General features: G+C 62.5%; 20 protein-coding genes. 5 read left to right on the plus strand and 15 right to left on the minus strand.

The genetic code is table 11. From position 1 onward, the window contains the following. Positions 1 to 14: 14 nt before the first annotated feature. From rodA to JFU04_RS25975, 6 genes are all read right to left on the minus strand, one after another. The gene (rodA, locus tag JFU04_RS25950; protein WP_065910334.1) at positions 15 to 1118 is read right to left on the minus strand and encodes a rod shape-determining protein RodA; all 1104 of its coding nucleotides are present in this window, start codon (positions 1116 to 1118) and stop codon (positions 15 to 17) included. Between the two features lie 31 nt (positions 1119 to 1149). Beyond that, positions 1150 to 3048, minus strand: a complete 1899-nt coding sequence (gene mrdA, locus JFU04_RS25955; RefSeq protein WP_065910070.1) for a penicillin-binding protein 2 — start codon at positions 3046 to 3048, stop codon at positions 1150 to 1152. Between the two features lie 15 nt (positions 3049 to 3063). After that, entirely contained in the window at positions 3064 to 3531 is a 468-nt protein-coding gene (rlmH, locus tag JFU04_RS25960; protein ID WP_201145960.1) for a 23S rRNA (pseudouridine(1915)-N(3))-methyltransferase RlmH, read from the minus strand. Between the two features lie 9 nt (positions 3532 to 3540). Beyond that, positions 3541 to 4035: a ribosome silencing factor gene (gene rsfS, locus JFU04_RS25965; RefSeq protein ID WP_003215432.1), complete on the minus strand. Its 495-nt coding sequence runs from the start codon at positions 4033 to 4035 to the stop codon at positions 3541 to 3543. Positions 4036 to 4104: 69 nt separating this feature from the next. Continuing rightward, the gene (gene nadD, locus JFU04_RS25970) at positions 4105 to 4749 is read right to left on the minus strand and encodes a nicotinate-nucleotide adenylyltransferase (RefSeq protein ID WP_120450098.1); all 645 of its coding nucleotides are present in this window, start codon (positions 4747 to 4749) and stop codon (positions 4105 to 4107) included. Continuing rightward, on the minus strand, positions 4749 to 6014 hold the full coding sequence (locus JFU04_RS25975; protein WP_201145961.1) for a glutamate-5-semialdehyde dehydrogenase: 1266 nt from the start codon (positions 6012 to 6014) through the stop codon (positions 4749 to 4751). The genes nadD and JFU04_RS25975 overlap by 1 nt, the downstream gene beginning before the upstream one ends. Positions 6015 to 6188: 174 nt before the next feature. Here JFU04_RS25975 and JFU04_RS25980 point away from each other — a divergent pair, with 174 nt between their 5' ends. Together JFU04_RS25980 and JFU04_RS25985 are read left to right on the plus strand one after the other, a co-directional pair. Then, positions 6189 to 6872, plus strand: coding sequence for a DNA-3-methyladenine glycosylase (locus JFU04_RS25980; RefSeq protein WP_065910061.1), 684 nt, complete (start codon positions 6189 to 6191; stop codon positions 6870 to 6872). Between the two features lie 70 nt (positions 6873 to 6942). Continuing rightward, the gene (locus JFU04_RS25985; protein ID WP_201145962.1) at positions 6943 to 8259 is read left to right on the plus strand and encodes a bifunctional DedA family/phosphatase PAP2 family protein; all 1317 of its coding nucleotides are present in this window, start codon (positions 6943 to 6945) and stop codon (positions 8257 to 8259) included. Here JFU04_RS25985 and JFU04_RS25990 read toward each other — a convergent pair. The 4 genes from JFU04_RS25990 to JFU04_RS26005 all read right to left on the minus strand — a co-directional run bounded on the left by JFU04_RS25990 (position 8253) and on the right by JFU04_RS26005 (position 10248). After that, complete coding sequence (locus JFU04_RS25990; RefSeq protein WP_065910332.1) at positions 8253 to 8468, minus strand: hypothetical protein; 216 nt, start codon at positions 8466 to 8468, stop codon at positions 8253 to 8255. The two genes, JFU04_RS25985 and JFU04_RS25990, sit on opposite strands and share 7 nt — an antisense overlap. 101 nt (positions 8469 to 8569) lie before the next feature. Further along, on the minus strand, positions 8570 to 9160 hold the full coding sequence (locus tag JFU04_RS25995) for an LON peptidase substrate-binding domain-containing protein (protein WP_065910057.1): 591 nt from the start codon (positions 9158 to 9160) through the stop codon (positions 8570 to 8572). A gap of 21 nt (positions 9161 to 9181) precedes the next feature. Then, positions 9182 to 9898, minus strand: coding sequence for an LrgB family protein (locus JFU04_RS26000; protein WP_065910055.1), 717 nt, complete (start codon positions 9896 to 9898; stop codon positions 9182 to 9184). Further along, on the minus strand, positions 9895 to 10248 hold the full coding sequence (locus JFU04_RS26005) for a CidA/LrgA family protein (protein ID WP_065910053.1): 354 nt from the start codon (positions 10246 to 10248) through the stop codon (positions 9895 to 9897). Before JFU04_RS26005 ends, JFU04_RS26000 begins: the two co-directional genes overlap by 4 nt. A 165-nt stretch (positions 10249 to 10413) precedes the next feature. On the opposite strand from JFU04_RS26005, the gene JFU04_RS26010 reads away from it, so the two are divergent. The 3 genes from JFU04_RS26010 (at position 10414) to JFU04_RS26020 (ending at position 13450) form a co-directional block, all read left to right on the plus strand. Then, positions 10414 to 10869 carry a MaoC family dehydratase gene (locus JFU04_RS26010; RefSeq protein ID WP_065910051.1) on the plus strand — a complete coding sequence of 152 codons (456 nt, stop codon included), beginning with the start codon at positions 10414 to 10416 and terminating at the stop codon, positions 10867 to 10869. 191 nt (positions 10870 to 11060) lie between these two features. Continuing rightward, positions 11061 to 12779, plus strand: a complete 1719-nt coding sequence (locus tag JFU04_RS26015) for a C13 family peptidase (protein WP_065910049.1) — start codon at positions 11061 to 11063, stop codon at positions 12777 to 12779. Positions 12780 to 12808: 29 nt separating this feature from the next. Next, the gene (locus JFU04_RS26020) at positions 12809 to 13450 is read left to right on the plus strand and encodes an oxidoreductase (protein ID WP_065910047.1); all 642 of its coding nucleotides are present in this window, start codon (positions 12809 to 12811) and stop codon (positions 13448 to 13450) included. Positions 13451 to 13599: 149 nt separating this feature from the next. Here the strand turns inward: JFU04_RS26020 and JFU04_RS26025 are convergent, their stop codons facing one another. The 5 genes from JFU04_RS26025 to JFU04_RS26045 all read right to left on the minus strand — a co-directional run bounded on the left by JFU04_RS26025 (position 13600) and on the right by JFU04_RS26045 (position 19116). After that, positions 13600 to 13884 (minus strand): YceK/YidQ family lipoprotein, encoded by a 285-nt coding sequence (locus JFU04_RS26025; RefSeq protein ID WP_201145963.1) that lies wholly within the window; start codon positions 13882 to 13884, stop codon positions 13600 to 13602. Next, on the minus strand, positions 13877 to 14506 hold the full coding sequence (gene ubiX, locus JFU04_RS26030; RefSeq protein ID WP_065910043.1) for a flavin prenyltransferase UbiX: 630 nt from the start codon (positions 14504 to 14506) through the stop codon (positions 13877 to 13879). Before ubiX ends, JFU04_RS26025 begins: the two co-directional genes overlap by 8 nt. Further along, positions 14503 to 15852, minus strand: a complete 1350-nt coding sequence (gene mpl, locus JFU04_RS26035) for a UDP-N-acetylmuramate:L-alanyl-gamma-D-glutamyl-meso-diaminopimelate ligase (protein WP_120450111.1) — start codon at positions 15850 to 15852, stop codon at positions 14503 to 14505. Before mpl ends, ubiX begins: the two co-directional genes overlap by 4 nt. A gap of 116 nt (positions 15853 to 15968) precedes the next feature. After that, positions 15969 to 17027, minus strand: coding sequence for a hypothetical protein (locus tag JFU04_RS26040; protein ID WP_242485933.1), 1059 nt, complete (start codon positions 17025 to 17027; stop codon positions 15969 to 15971). A 199-nt stretch (positions 17028 to 17226) separates the two neighbouring features. Further along, positions 17227 to 19116 (minus strand): sigma-54-dependent Fis family transcriptional regulator, encoded by a 1890-nt coding sequence (locus JFU04_RS26045; protein ID WP_201145964.1) that lies wholly within the window; start codon positions 19114 to 19116, stop codon positions 17227 to 17229. Positions 19117 to 19371 lie beyond the last annotated feature (255 nt).

Raw genomic sequence — 19371 nt, forward strand, 5'->3', positions numbered from 1 at the left:
CATCTTCACCTTATTCAAACCTGTGCGATCCATTTGCGATGCGTATGAATCGACATCAAAACCCCAAACGCTGACAGCAATGTCACCAGCGAAGTTCCGCCGTAGCTAATGAACGGCAACGGCACCCCAACCACCGGCAACAGGCCACTGACCATACCGATGTTGACGAAAACGTAAACAAAAAAAGTCATGGTCAGGCTGCCGGCGAGCAATTTGCCGAACAGCGTCTGCGCCTGCGCGGTGATCACCAGGCCGCGACCAATCAACAGCAAATAAATCAGCAACAGCGCGCAAATGCCCACCAGGCCGAACTCTTCGCCCATCACCGCAATAATGAAGTCGGTGTGGCTCTCGGGCAGAAAGTCCAGGTGCGACTGGGTGCCCAGTAACCAACCCTTACCAAATACACCGCCGGAACCGATGGCGGCCTTCGACTGGATAATGTTCCAGCCGGTGCCCAGCGGGTCGCTTTCCGGGTCGAGGAAGGTCAGGATCCGTTGCTTCTGGTAGTCGTGCATGAAGAAGAACCACATGGCCACGGCCACCGGCACGGCGGCGGCCAGCACGCTGAGGATCCAGCGCCAGCGCAGCCCGCCCATGAACAGCACGAACGCACCGCCCGCCAGGATCAGCAGCGAGGTCCCGAGGTCTGGCTGGCGCACGATCAGGATAAACGGCACGCCGATCAGGAACAGGCTGATGGCCACATGCTTGAGCTGCGGCGGCAAGGTGCGCTTGGACAGATACCAGGCAATGGTCGCCGGCATCAGGATCTTCATGAATTCCGACGGCTGGAAGCGAATCACCCCGGGAATGTTGATCCAGCGCGTCGCCCCCATGGCGTTGTGGCCCATCACGTCCACCACCACCAATAGCAACACGCCAGCAACGTAGCCCAAGGGCACCCACCGCGCCATGAACCGCGGTTCGAGCTGGGCAATCACCAGCATCGACAACAGGCCAAGGCCAAACGACGAGGCCTGCTTGATCAGCAGGTCCCAGTTCTTGCCGCTGGCCGAATACAGCACGAACAGGCTGCCGGCCGCCAGGGTCAGGAGCAGGATCAGCAACGGGCCATCGATGTGCATGCGCTGCAGCAACGTCGCGCGGCGACGCATCACATCCTCGCTGGAGAGGATGCGGTCAAAATTACTCTTCACTGGCCGTAACCTCGGTGCTTGAAGGGGGGCCGCCATATTCGGGCTTGAGCCTGCCGTCGTCGGCCAACAGCCAGGCATCCATCACTTGGCGCACCACGGGCGCAGCAACGCCGGAGCCGGACTCGCCGTTCTCGACCATCACCGCCACCACGATTTTCGGGTCGTCCGCCGGGGCAAAGCCGACAAACAAGGCGTGGTCACGGTGGCGCTCCTGAACCTTGGAGCGGTCATATTTCTCGCCCTGCTTGATCGCGACCACCTGGGCGGTCCCGCTCTTGCCGGCAATCCGGTACTGCGCGCCGACCGCCGCCTTGCGCGCGGTGCCACGGGCGCCGTGCATCACTTGCTGCATGCCGTGGTTGACCTTGGTCCAGTCCGACGGGTCGCGCAGCACGATGTCCGGGATCGGGTTTTCATCCAGCGGCTTTTCGCCCTCGATGGTCCTGGCCAGGTGCGGCCGATTCCAGACGCCTTTGTTCGCCACCAGCGCCGTGGCCTGGGCCAGTTGCAGCGGCGTGGCCTGCATGTAGCCCTGGCCGATCCCGAGGATCAGGGTTTCGCCCGGGAACCAGGCCTGGCGACGGGTCGCGCGCTTCCACTCGCGAGATGGCATCAGGCCAGGGGATTCCTCGAACATGTCCAGGGAGACTTTCTGGCCCAGGCCGAACTTGCCCATGTAGGCAGACAAACGGTCGATGCCAAGCTTGTGGGCCAGGTCGTAAAAATAGGTGTCGTTGGAGCGCATGATCGCGGTGTCCAGGTCGACATAGCCATCACCGGTGCGGTTCCAGTTACGGTATTTGTGATCGTAGTTGGGCAGCATGTAGTAGCCCGGGTCGAACACGCGGCTGGAGGCGGTGACCACGCCCGCATCCAGGCCGGCAATCGCCACCGCCGGCTTGATCGTCGAACCCGGCGGGTACAGGCCGCGCAACACGCGGTTGAACAGCGGTCGGTCGATGGAATCACGCAACTCGGCGTAGGCCTTGAAGCTGATCCCGGTAACGAACAGGTTAGGGTCGAAGCTCGGCTGGCTGACCATCGCCAGCACTTCGCCGGTATTCGGGTCCAGGGCCACGACCGCGCCACGACGCCCACCCAGGGCCATCTCCGCCGCTTCCTGCAGCTTGATGTCCAGGCTCAGCACAATGTCCTTGCCCGGCACCGGGTCGGTCCGCTTGAGCACCCGCAGCACGCGGCCGCGCGCGTTGGTCTCGACTTCTTCGTAACCCACCTGGCCGTGCAGTTCCGGCTCGTAGAAACGCTCGATGCCGGTTTTGCCGATATGGTGGGTGCCGCTGTAGTTGACCGGGTCGAGGCTTTTCAGCTCTTTCTCGTTGATCCGCCCCATGTAGCCGACCGAGTGCGCAAAGTGCGGCCCCTGCGGGTAGTGACGCACTAACTGTGCGACCACTTCCACGCCCGGCAGGCGGAACTGGTTCACCGCGATCCGCGCGATCTGCTCTTCGGTCAGCTCAAACAGGATCGGCACCGGCTCGAAAGGCCTGCGCCCCTGCTTCATGCGCTTCTCGAAAATCACCCGGTCTTCCGGAGTCAGCTGCAGCACCTCGACGATGACATCGAGGATCTGCTGCCAGTCTCCGGAACGCTCGCGGGTCATGCTCAGGCTGAAGCTGGGACGGTTATCCGCGACCACCACGCCATTGCGGTCGAAAATCAGGCCACGGGTCGGCGGAATCGGCTGCACGTGCACCCGGTTGTTTTCCGACAAGGTGGAGTGATAGTCGTACTGGATCACCTGCAGGAAATACAGGCGGGCAATCAGCACCCCCAACAGCACCACGACCATGATCGCGCCAAACACCACGCGCGCGCGTACCAGACGTGCGTCTTTCTCGTGGTCCTTGATGCGGATCGGCTGGGTCATCGGGAGGGGCGCAGATTATTTGTGGTAAGGGTGCCCGGACAGAACTGTCCAGGCGCGATACAGCTGTTCACCGATCAGGATCCTTACCAACGGGTGCGGCAGCGTCAGCGCCGACAGCGACCAGCGCTGATCCGCCCGTGCGCAGACTTCCGGCGCCAGCCCTTCCGGGCCGCCGACCATGAAGTTGACCGTGCGCGAGTCCAGGCGCCAGCGATCCAGCTCAACCGCCAGTTGCTCGGTGCTCCAGGGTTTGCCGTGCACTTCGAGGGTGACGATGCGCTCGTTGGGGCCGACCTTGGCCAGCATGGCCTCGCCTTCCTGACGGATAAAGCGTGCCACGTCGGCATTCTTGCCCCGGGTATTGAGCGGTATCTCTATCAGTTCCAGCGACAGCTCAGCGGGCAGACGCTTGGCATACTCGTGCCAGCCTTCTTCCACCCACTTGGGCATGCGTGAACCGACAGCAATCAGACGCAGGCGCACAGCCGTTCCTTATTCCTGGTCTTTGTTCAGCTTGTCGAAGTGCGCGTGGCCCACTTCCGGGCTGTGGTGCTTGCCGTCAGCCGCACGGCTCTGCTCGGCGCCTTTCCACAGACGCTCCAGGTCGTAGAACTGACGGGCGTTGGAAGTCATCATGTGAACGATCACGTCGTCCATGTCCAGCAGCACCCAGTCGCTGTCGCCCTTGCCTTCTTCACCCAGCGGCTTGACGCCCTGGGCCTTGACGGCTTCGCGAACCTTGTCGAGCATCGCGCCGATCTGGCGGTTGGAGGTACCGGTGGCGATGATCATGAAGTCGGTGATGCTCTGCTTGTCGCGTACGTCCAGGACCTGGATGTCCTGGGCCTTCACGTCTTCCAAGGCCGCCACGGCGACTTTTACCAGCTCTTCGCCAGCCAGCTCAGGGCCGGTGTGCGCTTCAACCGGCAGCGGGGCGCTTTTGAACGTGCCTTTGCGCTTAACTTTGCTTACGTCTTTGTTCGTCATAAAAAACTCGTTTTGCTCGTATGTTCGGGCGCTTGCTGCACGGTTGTCCGTGCGTTCAAGCGCGCCTTTTCAGTTCGACGCACGGTAAAGCCCGTGCGCATCGATGTAGGCCAGGACCGCGTCAGGCACCAGGAAACGTACCGACTTCCCGCTGGCCAGCAGTTGACGGATCTGGGTGGCGGACACCGCAAGCGGGGTCTGCCAGACGAATGCAATATTCCCGTTCGGCCCGGTCAGGGCCAAGGGGTCACTTACCGACCGCGCGGCCAGCAGGTTGCGCAAGGCATCCGGCGGTTCGCTGTCGGCATCCGGGCGTTGCAAAACCAGGATGTGGCAATGCTGGAGGAGTTCCTCCCAGCGATGCCAAGAGGGCAGGCCGCAAAATGCGTCCCAGCCCAAAAGCAGAAACAACTGGTCATCCGCGGCCAACTCGGCGCGCATCAGCTCCAGGGTGTCGACAGTGTAGGACGGTTTATCGCGCTTGAGCTCGCGATCGTCCACCACCAGCGGCGCTATGCCTTCCACGGCAAGGCGCACCATTTCCAGGCGCTGCTGCGGCGACACCTGTGGAGTATCGCGATGCGGCGGCCGGAAATTGGGGATCAGGCGCAGTTCGTCCAACGCCAGGGCATCCGCGACTTCCAGGGCACTGCGCAAATGGCCGATGTGCACGGGGTCGAAGGTGCCACCGAGCAGCCCGATGCGTTTAGCCATCAAGTGCGCACATGACCGTCGCCGAACACCACGTACTTCTCGCTGGTCAGGCCTTCCAGGCCAACCGGGCCGCGTGCGTGGAGCTTGTCGGTGGAGATGCCGATCTCCGCCCCCAGGCCATACTCGAAGCCGTCGGCAAAACGCGTCGAGGCGTTGATCATCACCGAAGCGGAATCCACTTCGTTGAGGAAACGCCGGGCATCGCTGAAATGCTCGGAAACAATGGCATCGGTGTGCTTGGAGCCGTAGGTGTTGATGTGTTCGATGGCCTCGTCGAGGTCGTCGACAATCTTGATCGACAGGATCGGCGCGGTGTATTCGGTGTACCAGTCCAGCTCGGTCGCCTCGATCACATCCGCGCCGAGCAGCGCACGGGTGCGCTCGCAACCCCGCAGCTCCACGCCCTTGTCACGGTAGATGGCAGCCAGCGGCGGCAGCACGCGCTCGGCAATGCCTGCGTGCACCAGCAGGGTTTCCATGGTGTTGCACGGGGCGTAGCGGTGAGTCTTGGCGTTGTCGGCGATGCGGATCGCCTTGTCGATATCGGCGGCCACGTCGATAAACACGTGGCACACGCCGTCCAGGTGCTTGATGACAGGCACCTTGGCATCGCGGCTGACGCGTTCGATCAGGCTCTTGCCACCGCGCGGCACGATCACATCGACGAATTCCGGCATGGTGATCAAGGCACCCACGGCGGCGCGGTCGGTGGTTTCCACCACTTGCACCACTTCAGCCGGCAACTCGGCCACCGCCAGGCCCTGCTGGATGCAAGCGGCAATGGCACGGTTGGAATTGATCGCTTCGGAGCCGCCACGCAGGATGGTGGCATTGCCTGACTTGAGGCACAGGCTCGCGGCGTCGATGGTCACGTTCGGGCGCGACTCATAGATGATGCCGATCACGCCCAGCGGCACCCGCATCTTGCCAACCTGGATGCCGGACGGCAGGTAACGCATGTCGCGGATTTCACCGATGGGGTCAGGCAGCTTGGCCACCTGACGCAGGCCTTCGATCATATCGTCGATACGTGCCGGGGTCAGCGCCAGGCGGTCCAGCAGCGCAGCCTCCAGGCCATTGGCGCGGCCGTTGGCCAGGTCCTGTTCGTTGGCGGCGGTCAGCTCGGAGCGCGAGGCGTCCAGAGCGTCGGCGGCTGCCAGCAGGGCACGGTTCTTCTGCGCGGTGCTCGCACGGGCGATCAACCGCGAGGCCTGACGGGCAGCGCGACCCAGGCGGGTCATGTAGTCAAGAACGGACTCAGTCATGGTCAGGGAGTCTTGGCAAAGAGGAAAGCGGCAGATTATAGCTGTGACGCCGCCCGACTGACAGCGGTGAGGGGCGGATGGTCGAAATGAACTGTAAAAACCTGGGGTTCAGCGGTAATTAAGGTGGGAGTTGTTATTATTCCGTCACATTTAGCCGTAATAACCCTGAACGCCATGTCCGGTTTGACCCCGCAACTCCCCGCCAGCGCCCTGCCCGACAGCTTCTTCGACCGCGATGCACAATTGCTCGCGCGCGAATTGCTCGGAAAAGTCATACGCCATCGTGTCGGCGATATCTGGCTTTCGGCGCGAATTATTGAAACCGAAGCCTATTACGTGGCCGAAAAAGGCAGCCACGCCTCACTCGGTTACACAGAAAAGCGTAAGGCTTTGTTTCTGGATGGCGGCCATATCTACATGTACTACGCCCGTGGCGGCGATTCGCTGAACTTCAGCGCCCACGGCCCGGGCAATGCGGTACTGATCAAATCGGCCTATCCGTGGGTCGATGAACGCTCCGGCCCCGCCAGCCTGGCGCAGATGCTGTTGAACAATCCGAACGCCGACGGCAGCCCCCGCGCCTCGCAGAAGCTGTGCGCCGGGCAGACGCTGCTGTGCAAAGCGCTGGGCCTGAAGGTGCCGGTTTGGGACGCCAAGCGCTTCGATCAGGACTTGCTCTATGTGGAAGACGTTGGCCAGACACCCACACAGATCATCCAGACCACCCGCCTGGGCATCCCCAGTGGCCGTGACGAACACTTGATGTACCGCTTCGTGGACGCGGGCTATGCGCCGTATTGCACGCGCAACCCGCTGCGTCGGGGCCAGGTCGAAGGCCGCGATTATTTTTTGATGTGATGACACGGCCTGCAGGAGCCCGGCTTGCCGGGCGCGTGCAAGGTGTACGAACTTGGATGGAGTGGATTGTATGGGCCAATGGCTCGATAGCATTACCGGCTGGCTGACCCTCAACCCGCAATGGCTGGCGGTGGCGGTGTTTATCGTCGCGTGCGTGGAATGCCTGGCGATTGCCGGACTGATCGTGCCTGGCACGGTGTTGCTGTTTGCCATCGCTGCCTTGGCCGGCAGTGGTGCGCTGTCGTTGAGCGAAACCCTGTCGCTGGGGTTTCTCGGAGGGCTGTTGGGCGATGCTGTGTCCTATTATCTGGGGCGTCATTTCCACCAGAACATTCGCCGCCTGCCCGGTCTGCGCCACCACCCCGAGTGGATGAGCGGCGCAGAGACCTACTTCCACAAGTACGGCATCGCCAGCCTGTTGGTCGGACGTTTCATCGGCCCGCTGCGCCCGATGCTGCCAATGGTGGCCGGCATGTGCGACATGCCGTTTCCGCGCTTTGCCGCCGTCAGCATTCTAGCGGCCGCCGGCTGGTCGGTGGCCTACCTGTTGCCAGGCTGGGCGACCGGCGCCGCGTTTCGCCTGCCATTGCCGCCAGGGTTCTGGCCGGAAGCGGGGATTGTCGCGGCGTGCCTGGCGATACTGCTGGGGCTGAGCTTGAACAGCAGCCTGCGCGGGCATCGTCGCGCGACGCTGTGGATCGGCTGCGCCAGCCTGACGCTGTTGCTCGCACTGTTTATCGGCTATCCGCACCTCAACGACTTTGACCAGGGCCTTAGTGCGCTGGTCCAGGAACATCGCAGCGCCTGGCTGGACGAGGTGATGGTGCGGATTACGCAGTTGGGTGAGTTCAAGAAGATGTTCGTCGCCAGCGCCGTATTCACCGGCCTGCTGCTCCTGGCACGGCAATGGCGGCATGCCGTGTTTGTCGGCGCCACACTGGCCGGGGCGGCGGTGATCAATACCGGGACCAAGCTGTTTTTCGCGCGCGGTCGCCCGGAGATCCTGACCGACCCACTCACCAGCTTCAGCATGCCCAGCGGCCACGCGTCCGGCGCGTTCGCGTTTTTCCTGGCATTGGCGGTATTGGCCGGTCGCGGCCAGCCCACGCGGCTGCGTCTGACCTGGATGCTGCTGGGCTGCATCCCCGCCGCTTTTATCGCATTGTCCCGGGTGTACCTGGGCGCTCATTGGCCCACCGATATCCTGGCGGGCACGCTGCTGGCGATGACCGTGTGTGCGTTCAGCCTGACCGTCAGCCAGTACCGCAGCCCATTGCCGCCGATGCCGCAAAAAGCCTGGTGGCTGTTACTGCCGGCGATAGTGGCGGTGCTGAGTTTTATCGCCTTTACCGGCACACCGCACGCGCTGCTCAGGTATGCCTACTGACTCCGGGCCGGCCCCAACCAGTCGACGGGAGCAACGCGACGCTCAATACAGCGTTCGCGTCGCTCCAACAGCATTTCATCGGCAATCTCTGCGGCGCGCTCGGCGATGTATTCCGCACCGCGCTTGGCGTCCGACTGCAGCAATTGCCCGGCAATGCTGACAAAAAAAGCGTCCCAGACCGCCTGCTCCGATTGCGCTAGCCGAATCATGTCCATTCCCCGATCATCGTTATGTGATCGGCGACTATTTCAGGCAACGCACAGCGGGCCGCGAAGAAACGTCCGAAAGCAGCGCCGGAGTTTTCCGAAACTCAGGTGAACAGCTCGCCTTGCAGTTCATCGAGCAACATCTGGATCGCGTCCAGCCGTTGCTGCGGGTCGTCGAGCTGCAGCAGGTCGATCTTGTCGGCCTCGGTGAACGGCAGCAGATACGCCAGTTGGTTGCCCAGGGCTTGCTGGCCGTCGGCGTGGGCGCCCATGTCCAGCGAGGCGACCATCGGGTGTTCGGCCAGGGCCTGCAGCAAGGCCAGGAGGTCGGCGTCCTCTTCTTCCAGCGCCTGGTCCGGTTGTTCTTCCAGCCACTGCACCTCGGCCACCAGCAACTGGTCTTTCTGCACGCCGGCGTCACGCACGCGGAAGCGACGGCCACCTTCGACGCGAATCCCAAGCAGGCCGTTGTCCTGTTGCTTGAAGTCGCGAATCAGCGCTTCGCAGCCGATCAGCGCGTAGCCGTCCGGGGCGATGCCCACTTCCTTGCCGTCGAGGATGCACACCACGCCGAAGCTTTCGCCCTTTTTCAGGCAGCGGCTGATCATGTCCAGGTAGCGCGCCTCGAACAGTTGCAGGTCGAGGGTGCAGCCAGGGAACAGCACGGTATTGAGCGGGAACAGCGCCAGACTCATAAAGGTTTCCTTAAACCCGGTTTAAACAATCACCGACACAGCCAGCGGCAGGAACACCGCCGTGGCCACGCCCATCAGACTCATGGCCAGCGCTGCAAAGGCGCCGCACTCTTCGCTTTCCTGCAGGGCCACCGAGGTGCCGACAGCGTGGGCGGTCATCCCCAGCGCCATGCCGCGCGCCTCGGGGCTGCGCACCCCCAGGCGCGACAGGTAAGCAGGCCCGATCATCGCGCCGATCACCCCGGTGATCAGTACAAACACCGCCGCCAATGCGGCCACGCCGCCGATCTGCTCGGCCACCAGCATGGCGATCGGCGAGGTCACCGACTTGGGCGCCATCGTCATCAGCATCCTATGCTCGGCGCCAAACCACCACCCCAGCAACACACACAGGCCGGTGGCCAACACGCCACCTATCACCAGCGTAGTAAAAATCGGCCAGAACAATTGGCGAATCCGCCGCAGGTTCAAGTACAGCGGCACCGCCAGGGCCACGGTCGCGGGGCCGAGCAGGATGCTCATGATCTCGGTGCTCTTGCGGTACTCGGCGTAGCTCAGCCCGCAGGTGAGCAACACGCCAATCACCAGCAGCATGGAAACCAGCACCGGCTGCAGGAAAATCCAGCGGGTTTTCTCAAAGCCCGCGAGTACCAATTGATACGCGCCGAGGGTGATACCGATGCCAAACAGAGGGTGGTGAATCACGGCTGTCCACGCGCCTTGCCAGTCGAAGATCATTGATCCTTCTCCTTGCGCTTGACCATGTGCTCCATCAACAGGCCGACAAAGCCCATGGCGATCACCAGCGACACCACCAGCGCGCCGACGATTGCCCAGAAGTCGGCGGCAATGTCCCGCGCATACACCATCACCCCCACCGCCGGCGGCACCAGCAGCAACGGCAAATAGCGCAACAGGCTGCTGGCCGCCAGGCTCAGGGGCTCGCCGACTTCGCCGCGCCACACCAGGTAGCCGAGCATCAGCAGCAGGCCAATGATCGGGCCCGGCAGCACCGGTAACAGCAAATGATTGATCGCCGTGCCGATCAATTGAAACAGCACCAGCCATGTCAGACCGCGTAACAGCATCCGTTCTCTCCCCCCTCAAGACCCGCCCGCATTATAAGCATGCCCGCCCTATGCATCGGCATTCGCCAAAAGCATGGTGGGTTGACCGGGCTGATTGGCCATGATGATCTACATTGGTTCTCTGTAACCCATAAAAACAGCACCGATGAACCAAGGAGAGACGCAATGCCCTATGTACCCGTAGCGCAGCTCAAAGATTATGTCGGCAAGGAACTGGGACGTTCCGAATGGCTCACCATCGACCAGGCCCGTATCAACCTGTTCGCCGAGGCCACCGGCGATCACCAGTTCATCCATGTCGACCCGGTCAAGGCCGCGCAGACGCCGTTCGGCACCACCATCGCCCATGGTTTCCTGTCGTTGTCGCTGATGCCCAAGCTGATGGAAGACCTGCTGATCGTGCCCGAAGGCTTGAAGATGGCCGTCAACTATGGCCTGGACAGTGTGCGGTTTATCCAGCCGGTGAAGGTCAATTCCAAGGTGCGCCTGAACGTGACCCTCAATGACGTCACCGAGAAAAAGCCCGGCCAATGGCTGCTCAAGGCCACCGCGACCCTGGAAATCGAAGGCCAGGAAAAACCCGCTTACGTAGCCGAGTCGTTGTCGCTCTACTTCGTGTAACCACCCGCCCCCGTGTAGGAGCTGGCTTGCCAGCGAAAAACGCACAGCCGCCGCATTCCCCCTGAATGCCCGCCGGCAAGCCGGCTCCTACGGATCTGTGGAAAGGCAAAATCCTTACCACAACAGATGTAAATTTATGTATGAAACCCGCAGCTGCGGCATACTCGGCGCTCAATTATCCGGATCCCGCTATGCGCCCACTCGCTCCCCTTGCCCTTGCCCTGTTGCTCACCGCTTGCGGAGACGGCGAATCGCTGTTGCCGCCCGATGCGCGCCTGCCCGATGGCGGCCGTTACCGGGGCGATGTGGTCGATGGCTTGCTGCAAGGCAAGGGTCGCGTGGACTACCCGAACGGCAGCTGGTACGCCGGGCAGTTCGACAAAGGCCAGTGGCACGGCCAGGGCGAGTGGCATGGCAGCAATGGCGAAGTCTATAAAGGCCAGTTCCAGCAAGGCCTGTTCGACGGCCAGGGCAGCCTGACCACGGCCGGCAGCCAGTATGTCGGCGGCTTCAAGAACGGTCGGCGCAACGGCGAAGGCACCCTCAAAGAGGGGCAGATGACCTATCGCGGCGAATTCAAGGACGACCAGTATTCCGGCCTCGGCCGCCTGGAACTGGCCGATGGCAGCCAATACCAAGGCCAGTTCGCCCACGGCAAGCCGAACGGCGAAGGCCAGCGCAACGATGACAGCGGCAACCAGTTCAACGGTCACTTCGTGGATGGCCAACTGGAAGGCAACGGCACGTTCAACAGTGCTGACGGCGACATCTATGTCGGCCAGTTCAAGCAGAACCAGCTCAACGGCAAGGGCCGCTACGAAAACGCCGACGGCGATGTCTGGATCGGCCAGTTCAAGGAAGGCGCCCTCAGCGGCAAGGGCGAGTTGATCGGCGTGGACGGCAGCCATTATGTCGGCCAGTTCGTCGACTGGCGCTTTACCGGCGAAGGCCGCTTGAACCTCACCGACGGCAGCTTCTATATCGGCGGCTTCGACAGCGACAGCTATCAAGGCAAAGGCACCCTGGTGCTGACCGATGGCACGGTGCAGGCCGGTACCTGGGTCAACGGCATGCGCGTGCGGGATGCCGACGGCAAGCTGCTGCCCGATCCGCTGGAGACCGGGATCCTGGCCCAGGGCCACCTGCTCGACGCCGCCCTCGCCGCGGTGCCCGCCTCCACCTCGGCGGTGGAGCTGTACACCCTGGTACTGGCCGGCGACGGCAAACAAAGCGTGTTCCTGCGCGAAGCCGATTACGTCAGCAATATGCTCGCCACGCGCTTCGGTGCCCGCGGGCAGATTCGCCTGGTCAACCACCGCGACCATATCGCCGACCGTCCGATGGCCACGCGCGAAAGCCTGCGGCGCGCCGTCCAGACCCTCGCCGAGCGCAGCGGGCCGGAAGACCTGGTGTTCATCTACCTGACCAGCCACGGCACCCACGAACACGAGCTGGTGCTCGACCAACCGCGCATGGAGCTGGCCGACCTGCCCGCCGATGAACTGGCGGCGGTACTCACGCCGCTGAAGAATCGCGACAAGATCATCGTGATTTCCGCCTGCTACTCCGGCGGGTTTATCCCGGCGCTGAAAGATGAACACACGCTGATCATGACTGCCTCGCGCGCCGACCGCGTGTCCTTCGGCTGCTCCGAGGAAGCCGACTTCACCTACTTTGGCGACGCCCTCTTCGCCCAAGCCTTCAACCAGACCGATGACCTGCAGCAGGCGTTCAAGCTCGCGCAGCTGCATGTGACCGAACGCGAACAGGCGGACAACTTCGAAGCCTCCGAGCCGCAGATCTGGGCCCCCAAGGGCGTCATCGCCCACTGGCAATTATTACGCAAGCAGCAGGCACGAAAGGCGCTCGAAAGCGTCTCAATGAATAGCAAGGAAGCCAAAGGCAACTAAGCTGTAATGTGTAACAAGGGGGAAACACCATGTACCTGACACCGCAGCATATCTTGCTCGCCGGCGCCTCCGGGCTCACCGGCGAACACCTGCTCGACCGTCTGCTCAACGAGCCCACCGTGACCCGCGTGCTGGCACCGAGCCGCAAGCCGCTGGCCGAGCACCCACACCTGGAAAACCCGGTCGGCGACCCGGCGGTCTTCCTGCCGCAACTGAGCGGCCGGGTGGATATCGCGTTCTGCTGCCTGGGCACCACCATCAAGCAGGCCGGCTCTGAAGAGGCCTTCCGCGCCGTGGACCTGGACATGGTCGTGGCCTTCGCCAAACGTGCGCGGGAAATGGGCGCACGGCACTTGATCGTGATCAGCGCGATCGGCGCCGACCCGAAATCCTCGATTTTCTATAACCGCGTCAAAGGCGAAATGGAACAGGCGCTGAAGGCGCAGGACTGGCCGCAACTGACCATCGTGCGGCCGTCGCTGCTGCTGGGCGAACGCCTGGAGCCGCGCCTGGCCGAGCAATTGGCCGGGCCATTGTCGCGGTTGATTCCGGGCAAATACCACGGCATTGAAGTCTGCGAACTGGCCCGGGCCATGTGGCGCCTGGCGCTGGAAGAGCAGGATGGGGTGCGGGTGGTGGAGTCGGATGAGCTGCGCAAGCTCGGCAAGTAACCTGACCTAAACCCCTGGCGCAGTTTCAAGTGTGGGAGCGGGCTTGCTCGCGAAGGCGGTGGATCAGTCAGCTTATTAGTTGACTGGCATACCGAATTCGCGAGCAAGCCCGCTCCCACATTGGCTTTGTGGTGTCTTTAACATCCAGCTCAAAGACCGCCTGTGGCGTTAAACCCAACCCCAAGCACCGTCAACACCGACAGTGGCAACAACAAGGTATCGAGCAGCGCACTGGCCGGCAGGTCGACGTGCGGATAGCTCGGCGCTTCAGCACCGAAGCGGTCCTTGGCGCAGCAGCCGCCGTTGATCGCATACAAATCCAGGCGCGTGCCGGCATACACCACCGGCGCGCCGGGCTGCGCGGCGTCCAGCGTGCGTGCGGTGGCGCAGCCCGCCAATTGCAACGCCATTATCACCAACAGTGCCTTATTCATCGCTGCTCAAATGGTGCTCGCCCCAGCGCGGTAGCATGTCCTGAGGGATGTTCAGCAGGTTGAGAATCCGCGCGACTACAAAGTCCACCAGGTCATCGATGGTCTGTGGCTGGTGATAAAAGCCCGGCGACGCCGGCAGGATGGTCACGCCCATGTTCGACAGCTTGAGCATGTGCTCCAGGTGAATGCTCGAATACGGCGCTTCACGCGGCACCAGGATCAATTGGCGACGCTCCTTCAGGGTCACGTCCGCCGCGCGCTCGATCAGGTTGTTGCAGGCGCCCGTGGCAATCGCCGACAAGGTCCCGGTGGAACACGGCACTACCACCATCGCCGCCGGCGCGCCGGAGCCCGAGGCCACCGGCGACATCCAGTCTTCCTTGCCGTAAACCTTGATCTGCCCCGCCGCCGCACCGGTGTACTCGGTGAGGAACGCCTGCATCATCTGCACCTTGGCGGGCAACGCGACATCGGTCTCGGTGGCCAACACCAATTGCGCGGCCTTGGAGATCAGGAAGTGCACCTCACGGTCCTCGCGCACCAGGCAGTCCAGCAGGCGCAGGCCATAGGGCGCGCCGGATGCACCGGTCATCGCCAGGGTGACGCGCTCCGGGCCACTCATTTCAGCGCCTCGGCAAGCTTGCCATGCAGGCCGCCGAAACCGCCGTTGCTCATGACCACCACGTGGGTGCCCGGCTTGGCCTGATGCTTGACGTGTTCGATGATGCCATCGATGGAATCACAGACGGTGGATGGCACTGTGCACAGCGCGGCAATCGCCGGCAGGTCCCAGCCGAGGTTGGCGGGGGCGTACCAGACCACCTCGTCGGCATCGTTGACGCTTTCCGGCAAGCCGTCGCGGTGTGCGCCGAGCTTCATGGAGTTGGAACGCGGCTCCACAATCGCAATGATCGGGGCATCGCCGACGCGCTTGCGCAGGCCGTCGAGCGTGGTCGCAATGGCGGTTGGATGGTGGGCAAAGTCGTCGTAGATGGTAATCCCATTCACGTCGGCGACCTTCTCCATGCGGCGCTTCACGCTTTTGAAGGCGCTCAACGCGGCAATGCCCATGGACGGCACGACGCCGACATGCCGCGCAGCCGCCAGGGTCACCAGGGCGTTGGCGACGTTGTGCTGGCCCGTCATGTCCCACTCAACGATGCCCTGGGCCTCGCCTTCAAACAGCACTTCAAAGCGCGAACCGTCTTCGCTGAGCAAGTTGACTTGCCACTGCCCGCCCGCACCGGTGGTTTGCACCGGGGTCCAGCAGCCCATGTCGATCACACGCTGCAGCGCCGGCTCGGTGGTCGGGTGGATCACCAGGCCTTCGCTCGGAATGGTGCGCACCAAATGGTGGAACTGGCGCTCGATGGCCGGCAGGTCGGGGAAGATGTCCGCGTGATCGAACTCAAGGTTATTGAGGATCGCCGTACGCGGGCGGTAGTGGACGAACTTAGAGCGCTTGTCGAAGAAGGCGCTGTCGTATTCGTCAGCCTCGATCACGAAGAACGGGGTATCCCCCAGGCGCGCCGATACCGAGAAATTCTGCGGCACACCGCCGATCAGGAAGCCCGGGCTCATGCCTGCGTGCTCCAGGACCCAGGCGAGCATGCTGCTGGTGGTGGTCTTGCCGTGGGTGCCGGCGACGGCCAACACCCAGCGACCTTGCAGCACGTGATCAGCCAGCCACTGCGGGCCGGAGACGTAAGGCAGGCCTTTGTTCAACACGTACTCGACCGCCGGGTTGCCGCGCACCATGGCGTTGCCGATCACCACCAAATCCGGTACCGGGTCGAATTGCGCCGGGTCGTAGCCTTGGGTCAGCGCAATGCCCTGGGCCTCGAGTTGCGTGCTCATGGGCGGGTAGACATTGGCGTCGGAGCCCGTCACGTGATGGCCCAACTCTTTGGCCAATACCGCCATTGACCCCATGAACGTACCGCAGATACCCAGAATATGAATGTGCATAGTCGACCTCGTAAAACATCGAGGCAGGTTAGCGCAGGGAGGGCGAAATCGCACCTTTTATACGGCCAAAGGCCGAGCGAAGAGCACCTGGGTACTACACTCGGCCCGGGCTGTGTTCAGGCGCTGGCTTCGGCTTTATTTTGACTGTCTTTCATCGCGGCCAGGAACCGCAACTTCTCATAAGCCTCGGTCATGCACGCAAACTTCTTTTCCATCAGGTCGAGGCGATCTTTCGGTTCAGTGGGGATGGGCGACCCGGGCTTATAGGGTTTGAACACCAGACCGTTCTGCCGCGAGGCTTTTTTCAGGTGTTGTTCCGATACACCGAGCAACTTCTCAAGATTACCCAGGCGCCCGACATTATCAGTCGGCCAGGTGTCATCCTTGGTAAATACACTGCTTGTATCCCCGAGTGTGAACATGACCGTCGTGGCCATGCCCAGCAATTTCATTTCAACCTCATCCAACTGTGCACTGATCGGATCTGCCGATGACGGGGTCGATTGCACGGGCGCAGATCCGCCCGTGGCCTTCGGCGGGCTGGCAGCCCCCGGCAAAAACGGAGGCGGCAGCACCCCGGGCGCATAGCTCGACTTGATGGACTCCCCCGAAGCGACAGAGCCTGCGTAGGCCGCGACGTTGATCGGCGCACTGACCAAGCCGGTGATCCCCGCACTGATGAACGCGTCACGGGCGACGCGGCTGGCATTGGGGCCAGTGGATATAACGCCGGCCTTGACCAGGCTATTGGCGTCGATCACTCGCTTGGCGGCCTCGGCAACAGTGATCGGCGCCTGCTTGCGCAACTGAGTCATGAGCAATTCGTCACTCACCTTGATTTTGTTGGCATGCACGATGGCCTGCCCGGCCTCCTTGAACTTGTCCACCGACAGCGGCTGGCCCGGTTTCACGGAGGGGCCGGGCTTGGGTAAAGGCTTGGGCGCGGGTGTCGGCGGCCGGGGGATGGGCGCAGTCGCAATGCTGCCAGGCGACGGCAGGGAGGGTGGCGCTGAAGGCCTTCGTCCGAACCAGGAAAAACCCTTTATCGCCCTCTTGCTGCGCATCAAGGGCTGATCGGCAGCGTCGGCGTGTTGCTCCACGGCTCGCGCGGGCGGCTCTTCTATCGATACGGGCTGTAGAGGAATGAAAGAAACAGCAGGCGGTGCAATTTTCATTAGGGATACCCATTAAGTTTTTATTGTTTGAAAGTTCACTTGGCGTTACCCAAGTTGAGTAACCCCGTGGCACTTAACAGTTCCTGTCAGAGCAGCCCAATACAACTTGAACGGGTTATTCCAACTTAACAATAAAAGCACTTAATGACTGATAACTGCAGAACATCCTCCCTACAAGAACCGTCGAAAAACACCGAACCTATACCCCGGCCAACCGCGTGATTCGATGTTTGCGCAACTTGCGATACAGAGTATTGCGGCTTACCCCCAAGTGCTCGGCAGTTTGGGTCATGTGCCAGTGCTGACGCTCCAGCGCCGCCAGCAAGGTCTGGCGCTCGGCATCATCGAGTGGCAACTCGGTGACCTTGTGCGCAGGCGCCTGGCGCAGCAACGCGGGTAAGTCCACCAGCCCCACACGCCCGTCATCACAAAGGGCGACCAACGTGCGCAATACCGTGCGCATTTGCCGAACGTTGCCCGGCCAGGCGAACGCCAGCAGTGCCTGGCGCGCGGCGGGTTCGAGGCTGACCGATTGGCCCGCTGATTCCTCAACCAGCAGGAAGTCGAGCAACTGAGGCCGGTCACTGCGCTCGCGCAGCGGCGGCAACGCGACCTCCAGGCCATTGAGCCGGTAGTACAAGTCTTCGCGGAAACTGCCGTCCTGCACGCGCCCGAGCAAGTCACGGTGAGTTGCGCTGATAATCCTGACGTTTACCGCCTGAGGCTCACCGCCGAGGGGCACCACCATGCGGTCCTCCAGCACGCGTAATAGACGGGTCTGCAATGCCAGCGGCATGTCACCGATTTCATCGAGGAACAGCGTTCCGCCGTCAGCCTGTTGCAGCTTGCCCTGCATGCCCTCCTTGCGCGCGCCGGTGAAGCTGCCGCCGCGATAGCCGAACAGCTCGCTTTCGATCAGGCTTTCCGGGATGGCGGCACAGTTGAGGGCCACGAAAGCCTCGTCGGCGCGCTGGCTGGCCTGATGCACCGCCTTGGCGAACGCCTCTTTGCCGGAACCGGTTTCGCCGTTGATCAGCAAGGGCACGTCGCGCTCGAATACCCGCAGTGCCTTGCGAAAATCATTCTGCAGCGCCGGGTCGCCCAGGTAGATACCGGGCAGGCGCGGCCGCGCAGGTTCCGGCTTGAGCAACGGCGCGGGCTGGCTGCGCGCTTGCCCACGCAGGGCGGCGAACAGATGCCGGCCATCCCGCGTGCGCAAGGGCCAACTGGCGGTGGCATTGGCGCTGGCGCGACCGAGCAGTTGATCCAGGGAACACTCGAAAAACGCCTCCACCGGCTGCCCCAGCAGACCACCGCGCCCCTGCCCCAGCAGGTTCAGCGCACTCTGGTTGACCGCACAGATGCGCCCTTCGCCGTCGAACGCCAGCAACCCTTCACTGAACAGGCCCACGGATTCGGCCTGCAGGTGAAAGCGCAGCAACCAGTGGTGTTCAAAGTGACGCAGGAAGTAGCAACTCTCGATCATCTTCGCCGACAGGTTGACCAGCGCCATGGTGTGGAACTGGCTCTGGCGCGAGACGGCTTCGCGGGCCGAGGACACATCCAGCACGGCCAACAGCTCACCGTGGGGGTCGAACACCGGGCTCGCCGAACAGGTCAGCCCGGTATGCCGGCCACGAAAATGCTCATCACGGTGAATCGTCAGGGATTGGCGCTCCACCAGGCAGGTGCCGATGCCATTGGTGCCTTCGCAGGCCTCACTCCAATCGGCGCCCAGCCAAAGCCCGGCGCGCTCGAAGATCCTGCGCTCGGACGGCGCGGTGACACAGTTGAGGATCACGCCACGCGCATCCGTCAGCAGCACGGCATGGCCGGCACCCGAGAGCTGCTGGTGCAGGCTGTTCATCTCGCTGCCCGCGATCTGCAATACCTGTTGCAAGCGTTCGCGGCTTTCCAGCAGACGACCATGCTCGAGCACGGTGGGGGCGATGGTTTGCGCAGGGTCGAGGTGGTAGTCCTCCAGGCACCGCAGCCAGGAGCGGGCGATGGACGGGTCGCTGGACGGATCGCGGCCATGGGCCACGGTGAGGACTTGCTGGGCATGGCGACTGAAATGATCGTTGTGCATTTCTTATTATTCTCCCTGCGTGAGAACAACCAGCATCCCCCAGGCATCCGGCCAATGCAATCCCGGGGCGACCCGTCGGTCACCGGCTGTACCGCCCATGGCACAAACTGTCACCCAGGCTGTACCGAAGGTGTCACAGCAACGCCTTGCAACAAACCCCAAGCCCTTGATTTACCTGGCCCACAAAGCACTGGCCCAACCTTTGCTCTACGCTTAATCAAGCGCTTTTGCGCGCTGTACTCCAATAAACATAAA

This window comes from Pseudomonas sp. TH21, from assembly GCF_016651025.1.
GTDB lineage: Bacteria > Pseudomonadota > Gammaproteobacteria > Pseudomonadales > Pseudomonadaceae > Aquipseudomonas > Aquipseudomonas aylmerensis.